Origin of the sequence: Microvirga calopogonii, assembly GCF_003347665.1 — a bacterium.
Lineage (GTDB): Bacteria > Pseudomonadota > Alphaproteobacteria > Rhizobiales > Beijerinckiaceae > Microvirga > Microvirga calopogonii.
The window spans coordinates 1-21,199 of record NZ_QDGA01000088.1 but is presented as its reverse complement, the minus strand read 5'-3'; the positions used below and the strand labels follow the sequence as shown (position 1 = coordinate 21,199).

Genomic DNA, 21,199 nt, shown 5'->3' with positions numbered 1-21,199 from the left:
GAATTCGGCGGCCCCCGGGTCTATACCTTCAAAGAGCTGCTTGAGTTTGTCTGCGCGACCATCAGCGCCCGGCCGCTGCTGGTGCTCCTGCCGTTCTGGGCGGCCGAGTTGTTGGGCGGGCTGCTGCAGGTGTTCCCTGATGCGCCGCTCACCCGCGATCAGGTCCGGCTGCTGAGGACCGACAAGGTGGTCAGCGGCTCCGAGCCGACGCTTGGTGACCTTGGTGTCAAGCCCCAAGCGCTCGAGACGATCGTCCCTGAGTATCTCGCGGCCTATCGACAGGTAGGACGGGGCTGACGTCTCAGGCCTAACCAAGGCAGACCCTCATATCCGTGCACAGGCTTACTGAAGCCTCTGGACCATCGTGTCGATCTGGCGACCCGGCCGGAGCTGATGACTGAAACTCGCGTAGGTGCGGGCATTGCGAGGCAGGTGGATTGGTGCAAGCTCATGCACAGAGGGCCGCGCTCACTATGCGCCGGCCGGTCCCGGCCCAACATCTCGATCACGTCCTGAGACTGGGGCGCTTCTTGGCCGAGACCAGCGGCTGCCAGCGATCTCTTGCAGCGGTTGCCCAAACGCGGGCCCGCGACTGCGAGAAGTGGTATAGTGCTTTAATCAGGCATGTTGTCGAGATCGCTCACAGTTAGAAAGTATCGAAGTGATGCGTTCGCATTGAAGGAGATCGCAGATGCAGATCACTCCACTCGGCCCTCTCGAGCGCGAGGCAGAAGGCAGCAGCAATACAGCCATCGTCACGAACTTGGAGCATACTGCATTCGGACAAGTGATCTTCGTCGGTGACCATACCCTGCACGCCGATCAGCCCTTGGGCGCTGGCGGACAAGCCGCCGGCCCTGATCCCTATCAGTACCTTCTGGCGGCGCTCGGGGCGTGTACGTCAATGATCGTGGGAGCCTTCGCTCGGCGTAAGGCCTGGCCTCTCGAACAAGTCGTTGTGCGCCTCACCCATTCTCAAACTCACCCGAGAGGTGCGGACGGGCAACCGTCGGGAAAGATCTCCGACCGCATCGAGCGAAGCGTTGATCTTGTCGGGCCACTTTCGGATACCCAACGTGACCTCCTCCTCAAAGTTGCAGACATGTGCCCGCTGGTTGGCATGCTCACCTCGGGGATCGACATCGTCACGACCTTGGCCGCACACGCCCCCGGTGAGAGCTATGATCCGGTCGACCGCGACTCTGACCAGAGCTTCCCGGCAAGCGACCCTCCCGGCTGGATCCGGATGACTGGAGCAGGAAGTCCCCTTCACATCAACGCGCTCACCCATTTAGTCGAGCACGCAGATAACACTCTGGCACCGTCAGAGCTTCAAGCGCGTTAACTGCCGGGGCCTGATCTGCGGATGCATCAGGACTGGTGCTTACATGAGCCGCATTAATTAGTGTTCAATGATCCGGCTGGCTTATGGTGGGACAAGCCGCTTTCACACCTCATCCGTTGCCAACATCGCAGTGCTTGTCCGCACAACGCTGAACAATCCGGGCACTCGGATTCTGAACGTGGCCGATCCGACCGCCCTGAGTGTCGCCGAGAGGCTCTTCTCTATCTCGGGCAGGGTGGGCTGCGATGGTCCGGTTCAAGAGATAACAGTCTACTCAAGTTAGACAATGCCCAAGCCCGATAGCGTCGCCGGCCGGTCAGCTCCCTCGGCAGCGCTCCTCCCAGCTGCAGCAGCATGAAATCGACCGCCTGGAGCTACCGAAAACAACTGCTGCGATCAGGCATTTGCCCTAGTCCCAGGATGGTCTGGAGTAGGTCAGGTACAGTCCGCAAGTGTTGCCGTGTGAAGGTCCGCTTACCCTGCAACTGCGGGCCCTCGGCCTACTTCGGCTCCGTGTAATTACCGGACCTCCGCCGACTGACTACGGCCAACAGCGACAAGACCTAGAGAACATGGTTGGTTGGTCATCGCCGAGCCGGATCAAAAAAGACCAGTCGATCTTCCGGGCTGAGCCTGATCCGGCTGCCAAAGCGCCGGCATTCACGATCAAGCGTATGTTGCAGCCATTGCGCATCCTCATGCGTCGGGCGGTGCAGGCGGAACCGGCGGATCTGGAGAGGCGTCATCTCAAGGCCCATGAGATCACCCGTGACCGCGTCTACGGTCGCGAAGTACATCAAGCTGAGATCGCTCCGGAACTCTTCGTAGCCCGCAATGCCTTCGTAATCGTTGAGGAAGTCGCCGCAGCCGTAGAGGATCAATCGGTTGCGATAGCGTTCGATCGCGACCGGATGATGCGAGGAGTGGCCATGCAGAACGGATATGCCTGCCCGGTCGATCAGAGCATGAGCGAACCGCCTGCGCTCATCCGGTATGGCATAGCCCCAGTTGGGACCCCAGTGGATCGAGGCGATCACCACGTCTCCTGGTTGTTTGATCGCTCTCACCTGCCCGGCGACTTGATTGGCGGTGGCTTCAGAGAGATCGGGCAGGAGGTTCACGCCAGGCCCGGCCGGCGTCGCCGCCCAGTCCGGCGGAGTACCGCTCGTCGTCATGGCATAGGAAAAAACGATCACACGTCCCTTGCCGGCGATCTCCAGGATCGCCGGGGTCCTGGCTTCGGCCAAGCTTCGACCTGCTCCGGCCGTAGCGATTCCGTAACGCCCGAGAACTTGCAAAGTTTCGATCAAACCGGCTTCACCCCAGTCCAGAACGTGGTTGTTGGCGAGACTGCAACCATCAATGCCAGCCGCGAGAAGGCAGGCGGCATTCTCCGGACTCATGCGATAGTTGATGCCTTTAGGTTCATAGGCTTCACTGCGCGTGATGGAGGTCTCAAGATTGATGAAGCGCAGATCCGGATCGGCCCTCCGCCACTCGTCCAGCGCCGCACCCCAGACATAGTCCAAGCCGACCGGTCATGGGATCGGACCATGTGCCTTCTCGGCAAGTTGCACGTATCCGAGCGCGGAGGTGATAGATCCTTCGTGCAGTTGCGGATTGCTCGGATAAGGCAGGACCTGATCGATGCCGCGCCCGAGCATGACATCGCCACACAGGAAGACAGTGACGGCATTTTCTGGCCGGCGCAACTCGCCAGCCATGGCCGGGTTCGAAGCGGTTCCGGGTATTCTGAGCGGAGCGTGGCTTGCCGCAAGCGCCAGGAGCATTGAAGAAGTCCTTACCCCGGATGAACCCCATCAGGTTGCCAACCGTGCTGTACTCGCCAAGCGACACCAGAGAACCGAAGTCCCGATAGTGGAAGGGCTGCAGAGGTTTGCCCTCAAGGTGTGATTCAGCATCGAATATGTACCCTTGAGCCGACTGCCGTTACGCACATGACATTGATGGAGAATTCGTCGCTTCAGCGGGGTCATCATCGGCGCCGATCGTGACCCCACCAAATTTCCATTTTGCGTCGCTGAACCCAGGCGTTGCGCTCCGCTCGAGAGGGGTCAGTTCTTCGGTGCCGATTCACAACGCATTTACCTGCCTATCAATAACGGCTGCCCTAAAGGCATTAGAGTTGCCCCCAAAACCTCATGCTCTTCAAGAGGAACAGAACCGATCAAAAGCGGACATCCAAACTTACGCGCCCAACGAAGGCTATCCCTTCAACTCCTTCCGCAGTTCGTTGAAGAAGCGCCAGTCGGTGCCCTGGGCCAGGAGCTTCTGAGGGGTGCTCTTGAGCATCCCAACCTCATGGAGGCGCAGGGCGTAGAAGCGTAGAGTGTCCTCAGCGCTATACTCACGCCACTGACCGTAGGGGAGCGCCTTCATGACCTGGAGGGCATGGTCATAGCGCTTAGTATAGCCCTGATCTACCATGAACTGCGCGGACTGCTCGGGTTCGCTAGCGCAGAAATCCGCGGCTTTCAAGATGGCGCGGAGGGCGCGTTTGGTGGCTACTGGACACGTGCGGACGAACTCTCGATTCCCAGCCAGCATGCAGCAGAAGTATTGCGACCAAGGCCGGTCCACGGTGCTGCTAATCACAACATGGCCGATCCGCTGCTCCCGCATCTCCTGCGGTTCGGGGGGAAAGCCCAGATAGGCATCGATCTTCCCCTCACCTAGGAGCCGGATGGACTCGGGTCCCGGATACGTGACGAAGTGTATGTCCCGATGAAGGTCCAGGCCCACATACGCAGTCATACTGGCGAGAAAGACGTATCGGGCGGAATCGAGCGTCGGCACGGCCACAGTCTTCCCCTTGAGATCGCGAATCGTCAGAACGCGATCGGTCCCGAACAACTCAAAGCAGCCGACGTGGAGTCCTGCCAGGATGACGATGGGATCCCCAGCCTCTAGGCGCAGAAGGAGCGGGGCAGCGAAATGCCCGTTGAGGTCGGCTTCACCGGAGGCGAGGGCCGCCTCGATATCTGCGGTCCCCTCTTTTTGCAGGAAGTGCACCTCGGTGAACCCTTCGCTGCGCAGCAGTTCTTCAGCTATATACTGAGGTGCTTGACAGATGCTGGGAATCCGGACGAGCCGGATCCGCGTCGTCTCAGGCGGTGGCTCCGCAGCCGCTTGCCCGGGGTGCCAGCCCAGGAGCCCCGCTGTCCCCGCCAGCGTTATCCCACGCAGGAACCTCCGTCGGTTGAATGGTCCAGCGTATAGGGTATGCATGGGAACCTCCGTTCCAACTGCTGGCCTGTATGACAGGCTGCAAAGCGATACCTGTCGAACCGCTTGGCCGACAAAGATCCTTCTCGCATCCTGTCAGGCCGACGCTCACCAGACTTTCATCCGGCACGAGCCTCAATAGCGGCCCGGTGTATTGGAAGAATCATCCAAGAACATTCCGTCACCGGGTGTGCAACAACCACTCGCTCAGGTCTTCAACTCACGTTTGATCTCATTGAGGAAGCGCCAATCGGTGCCATTGGCAATGATCCTCTGTGGGCTCGATTTGATCATCCCTCCCTCACGAAGCCGCAACGAGAAGAACCTGATCGTGTCTTCCGGATCGAGCTCCCGCCATTTGGCATAGGGAATGTCCCTGAGCGTCTGAAGAGCTGAGTCATAGTGTGGGGCATACCCGTCATTGATCAGAAGCCTGGCCACACGCTCCGGCTCCGAGACGCACAGGTCATTGGCCTTCAGCACAGCGCGCACGACCCTCTTGGTAGCCCCCGGATATTTTGCGGCATAAGCTGCATTGGCGGCCAGCATGCAGCAAAAATACTGTGACCAGGGACGGTCCTGGAGGCTGTTGAGGATGACATGGCCAATCTTGCGAGCGCGCAGCTCCTGTGGCTCGGGCGGTCCCGCAAGGAAGGCATCAACCTTGTGCTGTGCGAACAGCTCCATGGGGTCGACATCGCTCGTCACCCAATCAATGTCCTTGAGCGGATCAAGGCCGACATAGCTTGCCATCGCACTGACGTAGACGTGCGGATCCGACCCCCGCGCCACCCCCACAGCGACACTCTTACCCTTCAGGTCGAGGACGCTGTTGATGCCCTCATGCGCGAACAGCTCGTAGCAGCCCACATGCACGCCGCTGAGCACCTTGATCGGATCTCCCTGATCGATGCGAATGGCAAGTGCAGTTCCGTACTCGACGACGAAGTCTACCTCACCGCGCGCCGCCAGCGCTATCGAGCTCAGGCTGGCCTGTGTATCCACATAGCGGAAGTCCGAGAGCCCGTCAGCGCGGATCAGCTCTTCGGCCATAAATTGCGGTGCCAGGCAGATGCCCGGAGACCGTGCGAAGCGGACAGAGGTTGTCTCAAGCGCAGCCTCGTCGGCGAAGGCTCCAGGACGGCTCAACAGTGGAACAAGTCCCATTGCGCCGAGGCCGGTCAAGACATGACGGCGGGTCTGAAAGGTATCCATGGAGTGCCTCCTCCCGTTGATCTCGGATCAGCCAGCTCGAACCTTCTGTTTGCACAGGAACGTTCTGACGTGCGCTGGCTTGTTCCTTCGACGGCAATCGTCCGCGTTTCGTGGGCATATTCCTCAATGACATTACCTCCGGGAGCGGGGAGCGCCTCAGTTCCCTCATCGGACATCTCCTTGCTCGGCTTTTTCACCAACTGCCGCGTGCATTGGCTGGTCACACGATCCACGCCATGAAACAAGCTCAAAGGCTGGGACCGGCTTGTGAAAGCCTTTCAGCGTCAGATCTCCAGCGGGACTAATGTCGATCTTGCCGTGAACAGAAGCGAGGACCTTCTGACTCAGCAGGATTTGGCCTGGCTTCGCCTCGCCGCACAAACGGCACGCGAGGTTTGGAACCGTGCCGATGACCGAGTATTCCTGCCGATGCTCGAAGCCGACACTGCCCAATGTCGCGTATCCTCTGGCCACGCCAACGCCGAAGCCAAGGTCATGCCCACGCTTCCGCCAACCCTCGGCCAGGGCATGAATGCACTCGCGCATGTGGAGTGCCAGCCTCACCGCGCGCTCGGCATGATCCCGTTGTGGCAGCGGATCGTTGAACAGAACCAGCACGCCGTCGCCGACAAAGCGCTCCAGGGTTCCCTCGAACTGCAGCACGAGCTGCCCGATCGCAGTGTGATACTCCCGGAGAACAGTTATCACTTCCTCTGGCTCCGCCGTCTCGGCAAAGCCCGTAAACCCCCGCAGATCCCCGAATACGACTGTGACGTCGCGCCGGTGACTCTCCAGAGGATCTGTGCCTCCCCGCCCGGCGACCACAAGATCCGCCACTTGAGGCGGCAGGAACCGGCGCAGGCGCTCCATTCGCCCAATCTGCTCAACTTGCTCAGTGACGCGCTGCTCGAGATGCTGGTTCCAGGCAGCCAGTTCTCGGGCCTGATCTTGGACGGTATCGTGCAGCGCCTTAATCCGCAGCATGGACCGGACCCGCGCCAGCAACGCGGCATGGTCAATCGGTTTGGTCAGGTAGTCATCGCCACCGGCGTCGAGGCCTTCGACCACATCCCGCGGGTCCGACTTGGCGGTGACGAGGATGATGGGGATATGTCGGTGAGCGGCGTCGGCCTTCAGGCGCCGGACGGTCTCGATCCCGTCGAGCCTGGGCATCATGATGTCCAGGAGAATCAGATCGGGCTCAAGCTCCGCAACCCGGGCGAGCGCCTCCTCCCCGTCGTTGGCCGTCGCAACCTCGTAGCCTTGGCTCCTGAGCCGGCGCGTCATCAGGTCGAGGTTCTGCGGCGTGTCGTCGACCACGAGTATAAGGGGTATATCACGCATGGCCGGACGTCCGTTTCATGTGAGATACTCCTGGACCTTCGCCAGCAGACTGCGCGGACTGAATGGCTTAGCGACATAGCCGTCGCAGCCGGCCTCACGCGTCTTTGCCTCGTCGCCCGCGAGGGCATAGGAGGTGACGGCGATGATCGGAATGTGGTGCAGGGCCGGATTACCCTTGATACGCCGGGTCGCGTCGTAGCCATCCACCAGCGGCAACTGAATATCCATCAGGATCAGGTCGGGCCGGTGTTGTTCGGCCTGGGCTATGCCCTCCTCGCCATTGACCGCCTCCAGCACCTCGAAGCCTGCCCGCGTGAGCAGATCGCGCAGTATCTTTCGATTGTGCCAGGTGTCCTCCACCACCAGGATGCGCTTCATTACGCCGCCTCCATGACTTCGCCAGCCTGGAGCGGGATTTTGATCCGGAAGGTGGAGCCCTGCCCCGAGGTGGATTCCACGGCGATCGTCCCGCCGTGCATCTGGACGATACGCCGTGAGATCGCGAGCCCCAAACCGGTACCGCCCTTTTGCCGGGTTGAGGAGTTGTCGACCTGCTGGAAGGCGTCGAAGATCCGCTCCTGGTCGGCAGGAGCGATGCCTGGTCCGGTGTCGGTCACAGCCAGTTCCAGAAGGTCACCGACCACCGTTGCGGTGATCGTGACCGAGCCTGTGTCGGTGAACTTGATGGCGTTTCCGACGAGGTTGAGGAGAACCTGGGTCAGTCGCCGCTCATCACCCCGTCCAAGCGGAAGATCCTCCGCGATCCTGACCTTCAGATCGAGGCTCTTGGCCTGAGCAAGCGGTTGGGCGACGGAGACCACGGCTTCGATGACGCCTTGGACGGCATACTCATCGAGCGCCAGCGCAAGCTGCCCGGCCTCAATCTTCGATAGGTCGAGCACGTCGTTGATGAGCGCCAGAAGGTGCTGGCCGTTTGCCTGAATGTACTCCAGGATCTCGTGAGCTTCGCCGGTCACGTCGCCATAGACGCCGTCGAGCAGCATCTCCGTGTAGCCGAGGACTGCATTCAAAGGAGTGCGCAGTTCATGACTCATGTTTGCTAAGAACTGCGATTTATGCTGGCTGGCAATCTGGAGCTGACGGCTCTTGTCCTCGATCTCGCGGAACAAACGTGCGTTCTGGATGGCGAGCACCGACTGGTTCGCGAAGGTCTGCATCAGGTCGACGGTTCGCCTGGGAAACTCCGCTTGCTCCCGCCGCATCAGCACGAGCGTCCCGAAGATCCTTTCCGCCCGGACGAGTGGAACAATCAGAACGCTCCGGATACCAGCCCCGACAGCGGCATCGCGCAGCGGCCAGTTCGGCAGTTCCATGATGTCGCTGACAGCGACCGGAACATGCTGCCGGATCGCACTCCCCATAACCGTCTCGACTTCCAGAATTCGGATATGACGGAGCTGCTCCGAAAAAGCCTCATCGAGGCCGCTGGCCCGCCACAGCACGAAGGCGCGGTTGGTTCGGTCGTACCGGAACAGCCCACAGGCATCCGCCTGGCCCAGTGCCATCGCCCGGCTGGAGATCAGATCGAGGACCTGGGTCAGGTCGAGGGTGCCGCTGACGGACTGACCGATCTCAGCCAGAGCCTTGAGCTCTTCGACCGAGGCGGCCAGTGCTGCTGACTGCTCCTTCAGCTCTCGGACGAGACGCGCGTTCTCAATAGCGATCACCGCCTGATCGGCAAAGACCGTAATCAGATCGATCTGCTTGTCGGTGAAGGGCTCGACATGGGGACGAGAGAGCACGATCGCGCCGATCGGCTCCCCGTCTCGCAACAGGGGCACGCCGAGCACGGTGCGGAAGCCTCCAAAAGCCTCGGCTTCCTTCCACCTGTAACGGTCGTCCGTCGCGACATCCTCATAGTGAAGCACGCGACGCTCCTTGGTGGTGCGCCCGACAATGGTGCCGACCGCGTCCGGACTGATGGGGTTATTCTCGAGGAACTGCTTGAACTCGTCGGAGAAGCAGTACGAGGCCCGGAGCCGATAAAGGCCATCGTCCAAGCGGAACAGGAGGGCGCGGTTGGCGCGGCACAGCCGGGCGGCAGTCTCCAGTAACGTGTCGAGCACAGGCTGCAGGTGAAGCGTCGAGCGGCTGATGGCCTTGAGCACCTCACCGGTGGCAGTCTGGTAGGTCAGGGCCTCGGTGAGTTCGTGCGTGCGGGCCTCGATCTGTCGGTAAAGCTGCCCGAGCTGCTCGGATGTCCGATTGACGTTCTGAGCGAGCGCGCCGAGCTCATCGCGATTGGCGATCGTGACCTTCTGTGCAAAGTCGCCGGCCGCGATCTGGCTGAGATGGGTCTCGATCTCCTTGACCGGCTCGATCAGCGACCATGAGATGATGTATCCAAGGCCGAGCGCCAGCAGGATACTGCCGACGGCAAACGAGATCACGACGATCCGGGAGGTGGCGTAGGCCCGCTCGGTCGTCTCGATTGCGTCCACCATGTCGGCCTCGGCAATGTTGACGAGCTGGTTCGTCAGCCGTTCCAGGCGGTCCGCCAGTGGCATGATCTGCGCCACTTGCGTTGTCCGCGCTTCAGTCGTCTGGCCGGTGCGGATGAGGTCCACGACCCGTGTCACCTCAGCCGTCAGGCGGTCATAGTCCTGGCGAACTTGGGCAAGAAGCTCAGCCTCGTCCCGGGCGATGAATTCCATGCGATCGAGGTCATAGCCGAACTGCCTGAGCTGGCGGAGCGCGGCATCGAGCATTCGGTCGTCCTGCAGCAGGAGTGCGGTCGAGATGCTGTAGAGCTGGCTGGTGGTATCGTGCTGGACCTGATGGTAGGCCGCGATCTTGCGCTGCTGGCGGATCAGCACATCGGTTTGCTCGTTGACCCCGCTCAACACCTGCAACCCCACCGCACCGAGCACGATGAGGAGCCCAACGATGGAGAGAAACGCGGCCAGCAGCTTGGTCTGAACGCGCGCCGGCAACCGGGCGACCCAGCCGACCAGCCAGTTTCTGATGCTATTCGGCCTCATCGAGGAGCTTGAGAAGATCACCGCGGAACTCCTCCAGGTCGAACCGGACGCCGAGATACTGCACACGCAGGTTTCCCTTCGGGTCGATGAGTGACGTCAGGAAGGTGTGGTCGACATCGCCGGACGGGGTCTTCTTCGCGAAGACGCCGTACTTTCGCTCGACCTCACGGATAGCGCCGGGGTCACCGGTCAGAAAGGCCCAGCCTTTCAAGTCGGCGCCGAAGTTCTGCGCATATTGCAGCAGTGCTTCGGGCGTATCGCGCTCGGGATCGACGGTGATCGACACGAAGGCGATCCTGGATCCGAATGTGGAGCCGAGCTTTTCCTGCACGCGCGCCATGTTGTCTGTCAGCAGTGGACAGGTGTCCGTGCAGGACGCAAAGATGAAGGTGACAGCGACCGCCTTGCCACGGAAGTCGTGAAGCGACACGCGATGGCCGTCCTGCGATGTCAGGGTAAAGTCCGGGGCTGTCCGAATGATCGGAAGACGCTGGTTGTGCGGTGCGTCGTGGCTCTGCGCCGGCCAGGATAGCAATGTTGCCAGCAGAACGGGGGCAAGGCGTCCGATCATGTCTTCAACTCACGTCTGATCTCATTGAGGAAGCGCCAGTCGGTGCCACTGGCGATAATCTTCTGTGGGCTCGACTTGATCATGCCGGCCTCATGCAGGCGCAGGGAATAGAACCGGATTGTATCCTCCGGATCGTAGTCCCGCCATTTGGCGTAGGAGATTTCCTTGAGGGCTTGAAGGGCGGGATCGTACCGCTTGGTATAGCCGCCATTCACCAAGAGCGTAGCCACCTGCTCGGGATCCGAGACGCAGAGATCAGTGGCCTTGAGGACAGCGCGCACGACCCGTTTGGTAGCCGCCGGATACTTCTCCAGATATGACGCATTGGTGGCCAGCATGCAGCAATAGTATTGAGACCACGGGCGATCCAGAATGCTGTTGACGATGACATGGCCAATCTTGCGGGTGCGGAGCTCCTGCGGCTCTGGTGGAAAGGCCACAAAGGCGTCTATCCTGCCCTGCGTGAACAGCTCCATCGGATTGACGTCACTCGTCACCCAATTGATGTCCTTGAGCGGGTCAAGCCCGACATGGGTCGCCATTGCTGTCACGAAGACATGCGGGTCGGATCCGAGATTTTGCCCGGCACCGACAGTCTTGCCTTTCAGGTCGAGGACACTGTTGATGCCCTCATGTGCAAAAAGTTCGTAGCACCCGACATGCACGCCGGTAAGGATCTTGAGGGGCGCCCCCTGATCGATCTGCAGAGCCAGAGCGGTTCCGAACTCAACAACAAAGTCCACTTCGCTGCGGGCCAGCATCGCGGTGGCGGTCAGACCGGCTACTGCATCTACGTAACGGAAGTCGGAAAAACCATCGGCGCGGAGCAGGTCTTCTGCCACAAACTGCGGCGCGTTGCAGATCCCGGGAGATTTCGAGAAACGAACGGTGGTGGTTTCGAGAGGAGTCTCCTCGGAGGAGGCTCCTCGGGTATCGAGCAGGGCGGCTAGCCCGGCTGTCGTGAGGCCAGCGAGGACATGGCGGCGGGTGGAAGTGCTGTGCATGGAGCGTCTCCTCCACTTGATATCGAATGAGGCCTGTCTTCCCGTTTGGAGGAATGATCAGGACCGATTGTCGATTAGCGCACCGTCCTCGCGTACTTCCTCTCGGCATTCCCCGTCCATGCGCCCAATGAGGCGAGAACGTTGCCGCTCCAGTTCCTGCAATGGCACGATCCTGGCAATGTCTGGCTTGCGGGCACCAGACCGCGCCATCACTCCCTGGAGGCAATTTTACGCCTCTATCGCCAAGCCTTCCAGACGGAATTCGCAATGGGCCAGCCAATCTCCAGCCGCTGCAATGTCTCTCCCGGGCTAAAGGCTTTGAATTGGTCAAGATGGATCTGAAGTCCGGGATGAGATGTGATTGGGGAGGTTTACACGATGCCCCAGGCGCGGTAGCGGGTGCGTCCGGTGAGCTCGCGCGGCAGCGCGCCGCCGAGCTGGGCCAGCATCAGGTCCACGGCCTTGGGCGTGACCCGTATAAGCTTGGCCGCGAGCGGCACCGTGACCAGCGGGCGCGACAGGAACAGCTCGACCAGCTGCGGCAGTTTGGAGTTGGAGCGGATTTTCGCCGTCACCCGGCTCATCAGTTCACAGGCCAGGATCAGACGGTCGAGATCCTTGGTAGCGATGGCGAGCGCCTCCTCGAGTACCGTGCAGAAGCCCTCGAGCTTCTCGCGAGCCCCTTCTCGGCCCTGCGGCCGGAACTTCGATTGCTTGAACCCAGCCGCCAAGGGCAGCAGATGGTTCGTTAGCCCGCGCGCCCGCAGAATGGCGGCCGCCATGATCAGGCCGAGCCATGGCAGGCGGGCGTAGAGGTTGAGATCGAGCCAAGCTTGCCACGCCGCCCTCACGTCTCAGATGTGCCAAAGACGACGATCTTGTGGGGGGGCTGCATCGCCTCCCTCCTCGCAAGCGTCTTTGGCGGAACCTGGCACGGGATGTTCATCGGCATCGAAACCGATGGATACCGACATTCTTGAAGCCATATCCAGCCGGCGCCATTGCGAGGTAACGCCGCCGATCTCCCGCCATTTACTATCCTTCCGCCACTTTGTTGCCTCGGTTACCTTACCCAACTAGCCTCCTTCGTGTGGCAGATCGGCCACCGGAGGGCGGAGCAGGACGTTCCGCCGGAGGGGAACTGCAAGGGACTAGAGACGAGAATGGCAACTGGGACGGTTAAGTGGTTTAACGAGACCAAGGGTTACGGCTTCATTCAGCCGGACAATGGCGGCAAGGACGTGTTCGTCCATATTTCAGCGGTGGAGCGCGCAGGCCTGCGTGGTCTGAAGGACGGCCAGAAGATCTCCTACGAGATCGAGCAGGACCGCCGGTCGGGCAAAGAGTCTGCGGCCAACCTGCAGGAGGTTTAAGACCTCTCACATTTGCGGATTGCTCCGCCTCAACGCGAAGCCGCTCCATTCCGGGGCGGCTTTTTTGTTGTGCCTGCCAAATCGAAGAAACCCATGACAGAGACATCGCCCCCTGCCTTCCTCAGCGACGAGCACTTCATCAATGAGCACCGGAAGGTCTTCGTGATGTTCATGGGGCGTGATGGCTACTCGCAGGAAATGTCGAGCGAAGAATTCCCTCGCCTGCGTGAGACCGTCAAACTCGACGCCTGCCCGAAGGCGTACCTGCGCCTGCAACGGACCGGATCGCGCTTTGCGCTCGACCGCCGCAAGAAAATGGACATTGTGGAGATCTATCATAAGGCAGGCGGATACGCTTACTACGGCTATTGCCTTGCCCTCGGCATCAAGCCTGAGTGATTGGACCTTCCGGCTCCGCCGCGCCACCACTTAGCGGGGTGAGTGATCAACGACCAGCGCCCCTGTACGACCCACTTGGAAGGAGATGCAGTGACCTCTCGCCTTGTGGAGATCCTGGATCGTGACGCCGCGATCATGCGAGCTAAGATGGCTGAAGTGATGGCGGCCACTGATGCCGAGTCTCAACGAGCCAGAGCGTTAATGATCCTGCTCCATACCGGGCTCTTCTTCATTCAGCGGGATGAGACCAGCTCTGCCGAAGAGTTGCGAGCCTTCGCCGGTCAAATCCTCGACCGAACCAGGTTCACCAGGCAGTAGCAGCCGAAATAATCCTGTGAGTTTCAATCCGCCGGAGCCTTTGCGAAGCGGCTGGTAACGTCCGTCGGGTATCCAAACTCTCGCAGTCACACGGGAACCCGCCGCCGACTGCCGGATACGGGAATGTTTCGCTACCTCTGGAGACACAAGGCGTTTAGCGCTGTTCTACTCTTCCTCCTCGGTATCGGCTGGTATCTCCAGCCGGTCGCCGCCTGGATCGCGCTAGCCCTGCTGCTGTTCCTGCGCCTCACCAAGGTCCATTCGGTCCTGCTGATCTATGACCTGACAGACCGAGCTGCACTGACACATGTCAGGACGTTGGCGACCAAACGCGCCCATATGCTCTCACCTGACGAATATGGAAATGTCTCTGAGGAGGCGTGGGATAAGCATCTCAACACCTTCATCAAAAAGACGCTCGTGCCGGAGTTCCAGCGCAGGAATGTCGAGCATCTCCTATCCAAGGATCCGAAGCGCTTCGTCGCCCGCCTGAGGACGCGCATTAACCGGATCATCGATCAACACCAGCCAACCGAGTCGACGGTTGTGCTCGACGACACGATGACCGGCAGGGAATTTGAGCTCTACTGCCGGGAGGTCCTCCAGGAGGCCGGATGGCGCGCCTCGTTGACACCCGGATCAGGCGACCAAGGCGCCGACATCATTGCAGAGAAAGAGGATCGGCGAGTTGTGATCCAGTGCAAGTTCTACAACGGCACGGTCGGCAACAAGGCGGTTCAGGAGGCTTATGCTGCTGCCGCCTTTCAGGATGCGCCCTACGCCGTCGTCGTCACCAACTCGGTCTTCACCAAGTCGGCTCACCAGCTCGCGCACAAGAACGGCGTGCTGCTGATGCACCACACCGATCTGCCGCAGCTTGAACTGATCGTCACCAGCGGGGCAGGCTCCCGCTGATACAGGATTCCATTTAGTCGTCGGAGATCTTGAGAAAGTCGTCGATCGACAACTGTGCAGGACTAGCAGGCTGCGCTCTCGGCTTTTTCGGGGCTTCCTCGGCACCTGCGGTCACCGGCTGCTTGCGCGGGATCGGTGTATCCTCCGACTGCATGCGCTTCATCCGGGCTTTTGCCTTGTCACGGGCCTGTGCTTCCTCGGAATTCGGGTCTTCGGTCAGCCATTTTCCTCGGCGAATGACTTCGTTCACGCGCCCCTGATTGACCCCAAGCTGGAAGGCGATCTCCTGCTGGGTCATATCGGTGGTGTTATGAAGCTCGAGGACTTTGCGGGCGAGTTCCGGCGTCATCTTGCTCCCTGAGACGCGACGGGCCGGCGAGATCGACCGTGTCTTCTTCTCCTCCTCGCGCATCTTCGCCAGAATGGCCAGGGCCATGTTCATGCCTTGGGCGCGCAGGGCTTCTTCGAATTGCTTCAGCGTAGCCAAAAGAGACTCCTGAACTCCTGCCCCGATGCGATCACATCGGTTCAGGCTGACTTTTGAACGACGAAGAGATGGTGAAACGGTCCGTCAGCCCCACACGGCTATCCGGATAGGCCGGCCGAATTGAGCCGACCCGAAACAGAATAGAGTCCAGGATTCGCGTTTTTCAAGCTCGGCCGTGCTAATTGGTTGTTGATTTGTTCCATCTTCGCCGCTTCCCCATTATGGGTGGGCTGACTTACTCAACCTATAGTCGGGATAAACCCGTCATTTGGCGATACCCGCTGCTCAAGTCACAGCCACCGATGGCGTTGTATGCTCCTGCGAAAGGCAAATAGCTTCGGACAACGGGTCACTTATGTCAGGGCCGGGTTCACCGTGCCTTAGAAATCAGGCGCTCACAGGATCGCCGTTCACACGATCCTTCAGCTTATGGGATGGCGTGAAGGTCACAACGCGCCGAGGCTCGATCGGCACCTCTGCACCAGTCTTCGGGTTGCGGCCCACGCGCTGCGCCTTCTTCCGGACCACGAAGTTGCCAAAGCCGGACAGCTTCACGTTCTCCCCACGCTCCAGCGTATTGCAGATCTCGGTTAGCACCTGCTCGGCTAGGACGACGGCCTCGTGTCTGGGCAGGCCGAGGGCATAGGCCAAGGCTTGCGCCAGATCAGCGCGAGTGACGTTCTTGCCGGTCATCTAAAATCCCATCATCCAGAGGTGCCCTCGCAAAGGGCGTGCCCTACGGGGGATATGTCTCCTCAAGCTTGAGCACAAGAGCTTTGAGGTGCTCTGGCATGTCGGCTGCGAGCACATCGTCGTACAGGCTCTTCAAGGAGTGCCCGATGAAGGAGACTACCTGCTCCTGGGAGACGTTCAAGCTGCTGGGGACGTCACGCGACCAATCCCGAGTGTTATTCTGCTGCATGGCATCGTTCTCACGGCTGTGCCCTGCATTGCCCCTGGTTAACATATGTGAAGAGGCAACTCGTGCTAACGTGGTCGGTTTCAGCCTGGCTGTTTAGCTCATGGACAGAGTTGGACGTTCAGAGAATGCCCACTCAGATGCGGGACGAGTAACTGTTGTCGGCGTTACTTGGATGGTCAAAACGGATTTCACAGTAGGTGCATCCCGCCTGCCTTTCCTAGGCACCATGGCGGTTGCCAAGGCCCGGCATTGGTCGGGCCTTTTCGTTTTGGCTACCCCGAAACCTATTCAGGTGTCTTTGGCTTGGTGATGGCCTGCTCAACCTGCGAACGAGAGATCCCGGCCCACCTGGGTGTGTGCCCTCATTGCGGCCGGCCACAGGACCCGATCACTCAGAATAAGCGGACGCTCATCGTGTTTGCTTTGCTAACCGCCTTGCTGGCAGCGGTCTTCGTGCTGCAAGTCCTCATCCGCTCAGGCTGAAACCATCCGCCAAGTTCGCCGTTACTCGGGCGAGGATGACAACCTCCTCACTTCAAGGAAGCCTCCTCATCTCCCTGACAACGGCGGGTGAGGAGGCTTTCGCTGTTGGTGGGATGTCACATCCCACATGGCCGATCGTCGAACCGGATGATGCCAGGTACGCCCAGGCGATAGACGCCTTTTGAGCGCTGCTTGCGCGCGCCTCCTCAGTCTCCCGACCATGATCGGCAGCCCATGACCGCCTTCGTCCTTCGCTTTAGCCCGCGTTGATTCTTTGCCAAGCGCAGACCCTGCCTGAGGGGAGTTGATCGGCTCGATGAGCATCTTCGTCGCGACATTGGACTCGATCGTGACTGCCAGGATTGATCGAAACCTCCCTGCTGCCGCCATCGCTCATGATCTCCCGCCTGGCGGATCGGGCGGCCCGCTGCCTGATCCTCATCCTGTCCGAATGGTGGAGTTGATGTCGTGTCCGTGGATCTCACGGCGCCGCGGTTTGAACGACAGGAGGGTCCGGTGGTGATGTATATGCTCCAGCTTGTGGTCTGGACGGCCTTCATGGCTGTCCTGCTTCTTTGGCCGGCGGGAACACTGGCCTATCCTGGTGCCTGGATCTTCATCGGGCTCTTCGCTGGTGGCGGCTTTGGCATGGTCGCTTGGCTGGCAAGGCACAGTCCCGAACTCCTGCGCGAGCGTATGGCCTCTCCGCTCCAGCGGGCCCAGGCCCCTTGGGATCGTATCTGGCTCTCGCTGTTCATGCTCGCCTTCCTCGGCTGGCTGGTCTTCATGGCCTGGGATGCCGCCCGGACGGGCTTCGCGGCGGTGCCGCGCTGGCTCCAGGGGCTTGGCGCTCTGGCTATCCTGATCGATTTTGCCGGCACTTGGTGGACGTTCCGTGAGAACGCCTTCGCGGCACCTGTGGTGAAAATCCAGACGAACCAGACGGTGATCGACACCGGTCCCTATGCTTTCGTACGCCATCCTATGTATACGAGCGCCCTGTTCCTCTTGGTCGGCCTACCGCTATTGCTGGGCTCCTGGTGGGGCTTGATCATCTCCGTCTCCCTGATCCTCGCCATCGCCTGGCGGGCCGTGCATGAGGAGCGCACGCTGCGGGCAGAGCTTCCCGGCTACGAAGCCTACATCATGCGGGTTCGCTTTCGGTTCATTCCGCGGATCTGGTAAGACGCCATTCGGGTTCTGAGACCGCGTGCCATCATAGCTGGTGGCCCTAATCCATTGCGCCTATCGGCGTCTCGCTGCGCGCGGAACAACTTGGTCGACCTCTCCAAAGTGGGCCCACGGGTCGCCCTGAAGATGCGACAGCCGCGCCGCCAGATTGCTGACCCGATACTGATTGCCGCTGCGGACCGTCCACAGTTCCTCCCACGTCAGTGGCGTCGACACCGGAGCGCCGGCTCGGGCCCGCGTGGAATAGGCCGCCACGGCCGTCGCTCCCCGCCCGTTGCGCAGGTAGTCGATGAAGATTCGGCCCGTCCTGGCCCGCTTTGCCATCGTGTCCGTGTACAGGAGGGGGCTCGCTTTCGTCATGGCTGCTGCGACACTGGCCGCAAATGTTTTGGCCTCGTCCCAGGAGGCCTTCGGCCGCAGTGGCACAACGACGTGCAGACCCTTGCCGCCCGATGTCTTGACGAAGCTCACAAGATCGAGGTCCTGCAGGTAATCACGCACGTCGTTCGCACCCTGAACGACCGCATCCCAGCTGACGCCCTCCCCCGGGTCCAAGTCGAAGATAAGCCGATCGGGCTTCTCCGGGTTCTCCAGCGTTGAGCCCCAGGGATGAATCTCGAGGACACCGGCTTGCACCAGAGCGAGAAGGCCGGACAGGTCCTGGATCGCAACGGCTTCGTCCTCTCCGACGCGGACCCGCTCGATCAGATTCTCATCGAGACCTGCCCAAGCATGCTTCTGGAAAAAGCATTCCTTCTGCGATCCGCCTGGGCAGCGCAGGAGCGAGAGGGGCCGGTTCACGATGTGAGGCAGGATCCACTCGGCGATCTCCGTATAGAACTCAGCGAGCCCGAGCTTGGTGAGCCCCTCGTCCTCCCACAAAACGCGGTCGGGATGCGTGAGATGGGCTTTCTCAAGGATCGCAGCACCAGGTGTTGTGTCGCGGGAGCCCTGCACAGCGGCCTCCCACACGACGTCCCGGGGATCCTTATCCTCGCGCAGCCCTTGGAACGAGCCCTGCCGGACCATGCCGTCATGGGTCCACCCGCGGAACTCGACCTCGGCGACCAGCTCCGGCCTGACCCACTTCACCCCCCGACTGGCAGTGGCAGGGATCTTGCTGGTAAAGGGCGAGGCTTTTATCTCGATCGACGTGAGGGTCTTGTAGAGAGCGCCCGCCACCTCCGATGTGAAGCCGGTCCCGACGCGGCCAACCGGAATGAGCTTGCCGGCCTCATAGACACCCATGACGAGTGAGCCCACAGCCTTCTTGCTCGCGCTCGAGGGCAAGTACCCGGCGATCACCAGTTCCCGGCGCTGCGTGCACTTCGACTTGACCCAATCGTCGCCTCGACCCGACCTGTAGGGCTGATCGGCGCGCTTGGAGATGATCCCCTCCAAGCCCATTCGGCACGCGTGCCGCACGAGCGTTGCGCCATCCTCCTCAAGGTGTTCGCTGAAGCGGATAGCGCCACCCTGAGGCAGGTCATCGAACAGCAGCCGCAAGGCCGCCTTGCGGTCTGCCAGTGTCGCCTTCCTCAGGTCCTCTCCGTCGAGATAAAGCAGGTCGAAGACATAGTAGACGAAGCGCTCGCCCTTCCCGCCCTTGAGCTCCTGTTGGAGTGCCGAGAAACTTGAGACCCCTGCCTCGTCCTCCACGACGATTTCACCGTCGAGCAACGCCGATGGAATCTTCAGTTCTTTGAGGGCATTTGCGATTGGCTTGAACTTCGCTGTCCAATCGAGCCCCTTTCGTGTCAGGAGTTGGACTTGGCCGCCATCGATGCGGGCCTGCATGCGATAGCCATCGAGCTTGATTTCGTGAAGCCAGTTGTCACCCCTTGGGGCAGTCTCAACCAGTTGTGCCAGCGCGGGTTCGACAAAGGCTGGCAGAATGTCCTTCTTCGCACCTTTGATCTTCGAGGGGCGGCGCGATTTCTCCAACTTCGATCTAGCCACCTTCGCGCGTGCAGCATGGTCGACCCGGATGTCGCCTTGAGCGGCCAGTTCCTCAATGGTCCGGCCTGATTTGAGTGAGGTCGTCTCCTCCTCCAGGATGTCCGGATCCTCGGAGGTGCGGGCGGCCTCATCATCAGATTTGAGCAACAGCCACTGCTCATTCTTCTCGCCGGGCTTGCCGCGGGTCCGAATGAGGTGCCACTTACCTTTGAGGCGCTCGCCCTCAAGAGTAAACGTCAAACGTCCACCGGCATAATCGGCATGCGGGTCGCCTTCCGGAATCCAGCGGCCCTGATCCCAGACGATCATCGTCCCGCCGCCATACTGGCCGGCCGGAATGACGCCCTCGAAATCGATGTACTTCAGGGGATGGTCCTCGGTGTGGACCGAGAGGCGCTTCTCACCGGGGACCAGGCTCGGCCCCCGCGTTACTGCCCAACTTTTGAGGACCCCATTGAGCTCCAGTCGCAAGTCATAGTGCAGGCGGCGAGCATCGTGCTTCTGCACCACGAAGCGGTTGCCCTGAGACTTGGCTGTCTTCGCCTTGGGTTCGTTCGTGATGGAGAAGTCGCGTTTCGCCCGGTAGGTGGTGAGATAACCTGAGGCTCTTTTCGTGGCGGGCCGGCTTCGCGATGGGGCCTTCCTTGTTTTCAGACTGGATGATCCCGCAGCCATGGCACACTCCTACGCGACATAACTCGTTGGGCACCTAGCCAGCTTTGCGGGCCTTCGTCTTGGGTGCGGGCTTTTTCGGCGCCTTGGACTTCGCCGCGGCTTTCTTCGCCGGAGCAGCTTTCTTGCCTGCGGACCCTGCCTTCTCGGCCGAGATACTGCGCTTGAGCGCATCCATAAGATTGACGACGTTCGAGGGCTTCTCGGACGGCTCCTCTTTCAGCGGCTTGCCGGCCTGCTTCGACTTCAGCAGCTCGGCGACCGCTTCCTCGTACCGGTCATCAAATTGCTTCGGATCGAAATGGGCCGCCTTGCTGTCGATGATGTGCGCGGCGAGATCCTTCATCTCCTTGGGATACTTCACCTCGCTGATCTCATCGAAGACCTTGTCTTCGTCGCGAACCTCGTCGGCCGCGTGCAGCGTCGTGCCGACAAGCCCTTCGTCGAGAGGCTCCAGCAGGATCATGCGTTCACGCCGCGCCAGCACAATACGGGCAATGCCAGCCATGCCTTTGTCGCGGATGGCATCCCGAATGACGCAGAAGGCTTCGCTCGACACCTTGTCGGTCGGGGCGATGTAGTAGGCCGTGTCGAGGAAGCGCTCATCGACCTCCTCGCGTGGCACAAAGCTCTCGATGTCGATCGTGTGGGTGCTTTCCAGCTTCAGAGCGTCGAGTTCTTCGTCCTCGACCTGGATGTAGCTGCCCTTCCCGACCGCGAACCCTTTGACCTGGTCTTCACTCTCGACGACCT

20 protein-coding genes and 2 pseudogenes are annotated in these 21,199 nt (G+C 60.6%); 6 read left to right on the top strand and 16 right to left on the bottom strand.

Annotated elements, in window-relative coordinates:
* Both DDF70_RS37075 and DDF70_RS29455 read left to right on the top strand, forming a co-directional pair.
* Positions 1–297: pseudogene (locus DDF70_RS37075) on the top strand (complex I NDUFA9 subunit family protein); the annotation flags it as partial.
* A gap of 394 nt (positions 298–691) precedes the next feature.
* Positions 692–1,345 carry an OsmC family protein gene (locus DDF70_RS29455; protein ID WP_114948259.1) on the top strand — a complete coding sequence of 218 codons (654 nt, stop codon included), beginning with the start codon at positions 692–694 and terminating at the stop codon, positions 1,343–1,345.
* 584 nt (positions 1,346–1,929) lie between these two features.
* Here the strand turns inward: DDF70_RS29455 and DDF70_RS29450 are convergent.
* The 11 genes and pseudogenes from DDF70_RS29450 to DDF70_RS29405 all read right to left on the bottom strand — a co-directional run bounded on the left by DDF70_RS29450 (position 1,930) and on the right by DDF70_RS29405 (position 12,578).
* Positions 1,930–2,874, bottom strand: a complete 945-nt coding sequence (locus tag DDF70_RS29450) for a CapA family protein (RefSeq protein WP_245435689.1) — start codon at positions 2,872–2,874, stop codon at positions 1,930–1,932.
* Positions 2,875–2,883: 9 nt separating this feature from the next.
* Positions 2,884–3,069 carry a hypothetical protein gene (locus DDF70_RS38385; RefSeq protein WP_245435688.1) on the bottom strand — a complete coding sequence of 62 codons (186 nt, stop codon included), beginning with the start codon at positions 3,067–3,069 and terminating at the stop codon, positions 2,884–2,886.
* A 61-nt stretch (positions 3,070–3,130) separates the two neighbouring features.
* Positions 3,131–3,259: pseudogene (locus DDF70_RS39350) on the bottom strand (NAD(P)/FAD-dependent oxidoreductase); the annotation flags it as partial.
* Between the two features lie 312 nt (positions 3,260–3,571).
* Positions 3,572–4,594, bottom strand: a complete 1,023-nt coding sequence (locus DDF70_RS29440) for an ABC transporter substrate-binding protein (protein WP_245435687.1) — start codon at positions 4,592–4,594, stop codon at positions 3,572–3,574.
* A gap of 204 nt (positions 4,595–4,798) precedes the next feature.
* Positions 4,799–5,806, bottom strand: coding sequence for an ABC transporter substrate-binding protein (locus DDF70_RS29435; RefSeq protein WP_114948257.1), 1,008 nt, complete (start codon positions 5,804–5,806; stop codon positions 4,799–4,801).
* 165 nt (positions 5,807–5,971) lie between these two features.
* Positions 5,972–7,150 (bottom strand): response regulator, encoded by a 1,179-nt coding sequence (locus tag DDF70_RS29430; RefSeq protein WP_114948256.1) that lies wholly within the window; start codon positions 7,148–7,150, stop codon positions 5,972–5,974.
* A 15-nt stretch (positions 7,151–7,165) separates the two neighbouring features.
* Positions 7,166–7,528 carry a response regulator gene (locus DDF70_RS29425; RefSeq protein ID WP_114948255.1) on the bottom strand — a complete coding sequence of 121 codons (363 nt, stop codon included), beginning with the start codon at positions 7,526–7,528 and terminating at the stop codon, positions 7,166–7,168.
* Entirely contained in the window at positions 7,528–10,152 is a 2,625-nt protein-coding gene (locus DDF70_RS29420) for an ATP-binding protein (RefSeq protein ID WP_114948254.1), read from the bottom strand. Before DDF70_RS29420 ends, DDF70_RS29425 begins: the two co-directional genes overlap by 1 nt.
* Positions 10,139–10,723 (bottom strand): SCO family protein, encoded by a 585-nt coding sequence (locus tag DDF70_RS29415; RefSeq protein WP_114948253.1) that lies wholly within the window; start codon positions 10,721–10,723, stop codon positions 10,139–10,141. The genes DDF70_RS29420 and DDF70_RS29415 overlap by 14 nt, the downstream gene beginning before the upstream one ends.
* The gene (locus DDF70_RS29410) at positions 10,720–11,727 is read right to left on the bottom strand and encodes an ABC transporter substrate-binding protein (RefSeq protein WP_114948252.1); all 1,008 of its coding nucleotides are present in this window, start codon (positions 11,725–11,727) and stop codon (positions 10,720–10,722) included. Before DDF70_RS29410 ends, DDF70_RS29415 begins: the two co-directional genes overlap by 4 nt.
* Before the next feature lie 371 nt (positions 11,728–12,098).
* Positions 12,099–12,578 (bottom strand): helix-turn-helix domain-containing protein, encoded by a 480-nt coding sequence (locus tag DDF70_RS29405; protein WP_245435686.1) that lies wholly within the window; start codon positions 12,576–12,578, stop codon positions 12,099–12,101.
* A gap of 312 nt (positions 12,579–12,890) precedes the next feature.
* Between DDF70_RS29405 and DDF70_RS29400 the strand changes: the two genes are divergently transcribed.
* The 3 genes from DDF70_RS29400 to DDF70_RS29385 all read left to right on the top strand — a co-directional run bounded on the left by DDF70_RS29400 (position 12,891) and on the right by DDF70_RS29385 (position 14,732).
* The gene (locus DDF70_RS29400) at positions 12,891–13,100 is read left to right on the top strand and encodes a cold-shock protein (protein ID WP_114946528.1); all 210 of its coding nucleotides are present in this window, start codon (positions 12,891–12,893) and stop codon (positions 13,098–13,100) included.
* Between the two features lie 93 nt (positions 13,101–13,193).
* A complete protein-coding gene (locus DDF70_RS29395; RefSeq protein WP_114948251.1) occupies positions 13,194–13,499 on the top strand; it encodes a hypothetical protein in 306 nt (101 codons plus the stop codon).
* 441 nt (positions 13,500–13,940) lie between these two features.
* A complete protein-coding gene (locus DDF70_RS29385) occupies positions 13,941–14,732 on the top strand; it encodes a restriction endonuclease (RefSeq protein WP_114948249.1) in 792 nt (263 codons plus the stop codon).
* A 13-nt stretch (positions 14,733–14,745) separates the two neighbouring features.
* On the opposite strand, the gene DDF70_RS29380 is transcribed toward DDF70_RS29385, so the two are convergent.
* The 3 genes from DDF70_RS29380 to DDF70_RS29370 all read right to left on the bottom strand — a co-directional run bounded on the left by DDF70_RS29380 (position 14,746) and on the right by DDF70_RS29370 (position 16,141).
* Positions 14,746–15,219 carry a sigma factor-like helix-turn-helix DNA-binding protein gene (locus DDF70_RS29380; protein ID WP_114948248.1) on the bottom strand — a complete coding sequence of 158 codons (474 nt, stop codon included), beginning with the start codon at positions 15,217–15,219 and terminating at the stop codon, positions 14,746–14,748.
* 387 nt (positions 15,220–15,606) lie between these two features.
* Positions 15,607–15,912, bottom strand: coding sequence for an integration host factor subunit alpha (locus DDF70_RS29375; protein ID WP_114948247.1), 306 nt, complete (start codon positions 15,910–15,912; stop codon positions 15,607–15,609).
* A gap of 43 nt (positions 15,913–15,955) precedes the next feature.
* On the bottom strand, positions 15,956–16,141 hold the full coding sequence (locus DDF70_RS29370) for a NepR family anti-sigma factor (protein WP_114948246.1): 186 nt from the start codon (positions 16,139–16,141) through the stop codon (positions 15,956–15,958).
* A 1,005-nt stretch (positions 16,142–17,146) separates the two neighbouring features.
* Here DDF70_RS29370 and DDF70_RS29365 point away from each other — a divergent pair.
* Positions 17,147–17,809 carry a methyltransferase family protein gene (locus DDF70_RS29365; RefSeq protein WP_114948245.1) on the top strand — a complete coding sequence of 221 codons (663 nt, stop codon included), beginning with the start codon at positions 17,147–17,149 and terminating at the stop codon, positions 17,807–17,809.
* A gap of 60 nt (positions 17,810–17,869) precedes the next feature.
* Here the strand turns inward: DDF70_RS29365 and ligD are convergent, their stop codons facing one another.
* Together ligD and ku are read right to left on the bottom strand one after the other, a co-directional pair.
* Positions 17,870–20,449 carry a DNA ligase D gene (ligD, locus tag DDF70_RS29360; RefSeq protein WP_114948244.1) on the bottom strand — a complete coding sequence of 860 codons (2,580 nt, stop codon included), beginning with the start codon at positions 20,447–20,449 and terminating at the stop codon, positions 17,870–17,872.
* A gap of 34 nt (positions 20,450–20,483) precedes the next feature.
* A partial coding sequence (ku, locus tag DDF70_RS29355) for a non-homologous end joining protein Ku (RefSeq protein WP_114948243.1) occupies positions 20,484–21,199 on the bottom strand: 716 nt, incomplete at its 5' end.